Consider the following 4,134-nt stretch of genomic DNA (forward strand, 5'->3'; position numbering starts at 1 on the left):
GCGCTTGACGCTCCCGGATACCGACTACTACTACATGTCTCACGCGCTGCTGCGGCGGGCGGTCGATGCCGGCGACCGCGATCCCGTGATAGCTCAGATGATCCAGATTCTGCGCGAACGACCTTCGGCTGTGTTGTCTCCGTACGACTTCGAACCCGAGTTCCAAATATTTGTTACCTGGTTGGCGCGGGCGGCCGGTCTTCAGCGAATTCATGTGGACGCCAACAACTCTCGTCTCGGAGCCTGGAACGGTAAGCGTATGCTGCATCCGACGGTCGAGTCCGCGCTCCGCCTCAACGGCGACGTGTCCAACCAGCCGGCCCAGCTCGTACTCGACCAGGAGCATCGGGCGAGCGAGGCGTTTCACGCCCTGCGGACAACACTTCCAGTAATACCGGGCTATACGGTCCCGTGGCAGGAAAGCCGCCGCGACTTCAGTCATGATCTTGTGCGCGCGAGCATGCTGCTGAAGGAACGCTACGAGCTGTCGCAGGGCTGCCTGAAACCATCCGACGGCGGAAACGGCGGTCGCATCGTCGCCAACATTGAGCTCGATGACACTCGCCGGCTGGAAGACCTCGCAACCAAAGCGTGGAACTTGGGCGGCGATCAGGTCCTCGAGGCTCACGTTGGTTACCTAGAGAGACACGTCGGCGGCGAGCAAGTCTTGACCACGCCGTCAGCTCACGTACGGTCAGGCAAGTTGTTGGACGGACTTACCCTTCAATTCATGCGTGGCACTGCTTGGAAGGGCAACATCTTTGTGGGCGCGGCAGATTGGGAGGCCCTCGGACTGGAAAAGGCCGTGTACACGAAGCTGCGAAACGCGATGGGCGGCCTGACTCAGCGGCTGGGCTTGCTGCACTGTGGGGTTGACTTTGCCATCGGCACCTTAGGCGGAAAGTTTGGCGATGCCGTCGTGGCCGCGGTCCAGGACATCAATCCGAAAGTAACGGGTGCCTTGTTTTTGCGCGAGTTCATGGCGCGCTATCCTGCGGTCGGTGTGGGGGCTGCAACCCGCGTTCTCGTCCCGGGCGCTACGGCGAGTGCGGAGAAGATCCGCTCGCTATTGTCGCAATTCTCAACTGCGGAACAGCCATGTGAGGAGATCGCCGTCGTACCCGGACGTTGGGCGATGATCGCCACGTCTGCACAAACCTCAGTATTGGCTGGCGCTCAGGCGCTAACCCTGGAGCGGATGCTTGCCGTTGGGTGATGAGCAGCCCCCTGATCTCGGACTGTAACAGCTCACCCGCGGCGCTCGATGTCAACACGCCGAGCGTCCGCCAAGTGCCCTTGGTGACGACGAGATAACAATTCCCGCAACAAAGTAGCGCGACGCGCTGAGTGAATACCGGGAACAGCGCCTTGGCCAACTTATCGTCATTTCGTGTACCGCCGTACGGTTCTGAAGCTACCGCTGCTGCTGGCAGCGGGCGCGGCTCTGGCCCAATCACCTCGCGCCTCGGCGGAGCCGCCTCGCGCCTCTGCCGAACCCAGTCGGTGGTCACCTGACCGCGCCAACAGTTGGTATCAAGCGCAGGGTTGGCCCGTCGGCGCCAACTTCATCACCTCCAATGCGATCAACCAGCTCGAGATGTTTCAGGTCGGCACTTACGACCCTCGGCGCATCGACGCCGAACTAGGCTGGGCCCGCTTCCACGGGCTCAACACGGTGCGGGTCTTCCTGCATGATCAACTGTGGGCGCAGGATTCCCGCGGCTTCCAATCACGTCTCGCGCAGTTCGTCGGCATCGCGGCGCGCCATCGGATCAAGCCACTCTTCGTATTGTTCGACTCGTGTTGGGATCCGTTGCCCAGGCTGGGTCGTCAGCACGCGCCAACTCCCGGGGTGCACAACTCGGGATGGGTGCAGAGTCCCGGCGCTGAACGCATCGACGATCCCCGCTACACCCGCGTGATGCAGGACTATGTGACGGGCGTGCTGACTCAATTCCGTAATGATGAACGGGTTTTGGGTTGGGACCTATGGAATGAACCTGACAATCCCGCGAACCAGTACCGCAACGTCGAGCGGTCCGACAAGCTGGAACGCGTCGCGGAGCTGCTTCCGCAGGTGTTCGCGTGGGCACGCTCGGTCGATCCCCGTCAACCGCTGACCAGTGGTGTGTGGGACGGCGAATGGGCAGATCCCGCGAGCCGCAGCACAATCGCCGGCATCCAGCTGGCCAACTCCGACGTGATCACATTCCACTCCTACGCCGAACCGGCGACCTTCGAGTCCCGGATCGCCGAGCTTGCCCCGCAGGGCCGGCCGATCCTGTGCACCGAGTACATGGCTCGGCCAAAGGGCAGCACCGTCGAGAGCATCCTGCCAATTGCCAAGCGGCACAACGTTGGTGCAATCAACTGGGGCCTGGTCGCCGGAAAAACCCAGACCTACTTTCCGTGGGACTCCTGGGATCACCCGTACACGTCGATTCCGACAGTCTGGTTCCACGATCTGCTGCGGCCGGATGGAACGGCTTTCCAGGGTGATGAATCTCAGACCATCAGAATGCTGACCTCCTCGACGGCCGGTTAAGGCCGATCGAGGTGAGTGTCGCCAGATCGATCCTGCTGTTTGCGATCGCTGCGCTGTTCGAGATCGGCGGCGCCTGGCTGGTCTGGCAAGGTGTCCGCGAGCATCGGGGATGGATCTGGGCCGGCCTGGGCGTGATCGCTTTGGGTGCTTACGGCTTCGTCGCCACCTTTCAAGCCGATCCCCAGTTCGGTCGCGTTCTGGCCGCTTACGGCGGTGTGTTCGTGGCCGGGTCGCTGGCCTGGGGCATGGCGCTGGACGGGTTTCGGCCGGACCGGTGGGACCTCATCGGCGCCGCCGTCTGTTTGGCCGGCGTCGGCGTGATTATGTACGTCCCCCGCGGGCGCTAATCAATCCTTGTGCTCGACGACGCCCGTCGCGTGCTGCGCGCGGTCTTCGTAAGCCCGGCGCGCCGTGCTGTCCAGGCTGAGGAAGACCGTGTCGTTGCCCATCTTCTTGTTGAGCCAGCGGCGACGCCGGTCCGACAACAGCATGGCCGCAACGGCGAACAACCGCCCCCAACCGGGCACCGACACCTGGGTCTTCGGCTTGTCGAGCACCTTGACGATCGCCGCGGCGATCTCAGAGGGCTCCACCGGCTTCTGCGCGGCGGACGGCGAGGTTCCCGAGATCAGTTCGGTGTTGGTGAACGTCGGCAGCACCGCGGTGACCTTGACGCCGTGTGGGGCGAATTCGTCTGCCATCGCCGTGGACAGCCCCACCACGGCGAATTTCGTTCCGGCGTAGATGATTTGGCCCGGTACCGCGACCATGCCGGCCAGCGACGCGATGTTGATGATGTGTCCGCTTCGACGCTTCACCATTTCCGGCAGCACCAGTTGGCAGCCGGTGAGCACGCCGTAGAAGTTGACCTCAATCGATGAGCGGATCGCCTGCGCCGACTGTTCGAGAAACGACCCTACCGGCATGACGCCGGCGTTGTTGATCAGCACGTCAATGTGCCCGCCCCCATCGGCGCGGGCCTTGTCGAGAAATGCCGCGAACGATTCTCGGTCTGTGACGTCGAGTGGATGACCCGACACCGAACCGAGATTGCTCATGCCGGCGACTGCGCTCTCGAGCAGGTCGACGTCCCGGTCGCCAATGACCACCCGCGCACCCCGCGCCAACAGCGCTTTGGCGGTGGCATGCCCGATGCCACGGGCAGCACCGGTGATCACGATGGTCTTACCCCTGATGTTGTCCATGCCGACGGACGTTACAGGTGTCAACTCCGGCGTGGAACCACGGTTATCCACGGTCGGCGCTAGTCGGCGCTAGGAGCCCGTGTCGGCTTGCACCGCGTCGCCGGGCTGCTGCTGGCCGAGCAGCTCGTCCTGGCCTACCTCGGGAACGTTGCTGTCGCGACCGTTCCCACCGCGCTTCGCCGGCTTTTTCTTCGACGGTTTTTCCGGCGTGCTCGCAGGCGTGGACTCCGTGGCGCCGTGGCCGTTGGACGGGAGTCCAACCGATGCGCCCACCATCTCGATCGCCTTCTCCGTGTAGACGCGATAGCCGAAGTTCGGTTCGTAGCCGTGGATCTCCTTGGTGTCCAGATCGCGCATGAACTGCAAGATTTCGCGGCTGAACAC

Annotated in this window: 5 protein-coding genes; 3 read left to right on the plus strand and 2 right to left on the minus strand. The window is 63.1% G+C overall.

What is annotated here, in order from left to right:
* From ACLQI9_RS29130 to ACLQI9_RS29140, 3 genes are all read left to right on the plus strand, one after another.
* Positions 1 to 1,216 (plus strand): hypothetical protein (locus ACLQI9_RS29130; RefSeq protein WP_442392505.1); only part of this gene is annotated, 1,216 nt, incomplete at its 5' end.
* Positions 1,217 to 1,390: 174 nt separating this feature from the next.
* The gene (locus tag ACLQI9_RS29135) at positions 1,391 to 2,545 is read left to right on the plus strand and encodes a cellulase family glycosylhydrolase (protein WP_442378449.1); all 1,155 of its coding nucleotides are present in this window, start codon (positions 1,391 to 1,393) and stop codon (positions 2,543 to 2,545) included.
* A gap of 11 nt (positions 2,546 to 2,556) precedes the next feature.
* Complete coding sequence (locus ACLQI9_RS29140; RefSeq protein ID WP_442378450.1) at positions 2,557 to 2,892, plus strand: YnfA family protein; 336 nt, start codon at positions 2,557 to 2,559, stop codon at positions 2,890 to 2,892.
* Here ACLQI9_RS29140 and ACLQI9_RS29145 read toward each other — a convergent pair whose 3' ends face one another.
* Both ACLQI9_RS29145 and ACLQI9_RS29150 read right to left on the minus strand, forming a co-directional pair.
* On the minus strand, positions 2,893 to 3,750 hold the full coding sequence (locus tag ACLQI9_RS29145; protein ID WP_442378451.1) for an SDR family oxidoreductase: 858 nt from the start codon (positions 3,748 to 3,750) through the stop codon (positions 2,893 to 2,895).
* Between the two features lie 69 nt (positions 3,751 to 3,819).
* Positions 3,820 to 4,134: hypothetical protein (locus ACLQI9_RS29150; RefSeq protein WP_442392506.1), on the minus strand; the 315-nt coding region annotated here is incomplete at its 5' end.

Origin of the sequence: Mycobacterium sp. (assembly GCF_052143115.1) — a bacterium.
Taxonomy (GTDB): Bacteria; Actinomycetota; Actinomycetes; order Mycobacteriales; family Mycobacteriaceae; genus Mycobacterium.

Coding starts and splice junctions, on each gene's coding strand:
- ACLQI9_RS29145 (WP_442378451.1), bottom strand. CDS start 3,750: ATGGACAACATCAGGGGTAAGACCATCGTGATCACCGGTGCTGCCCGT.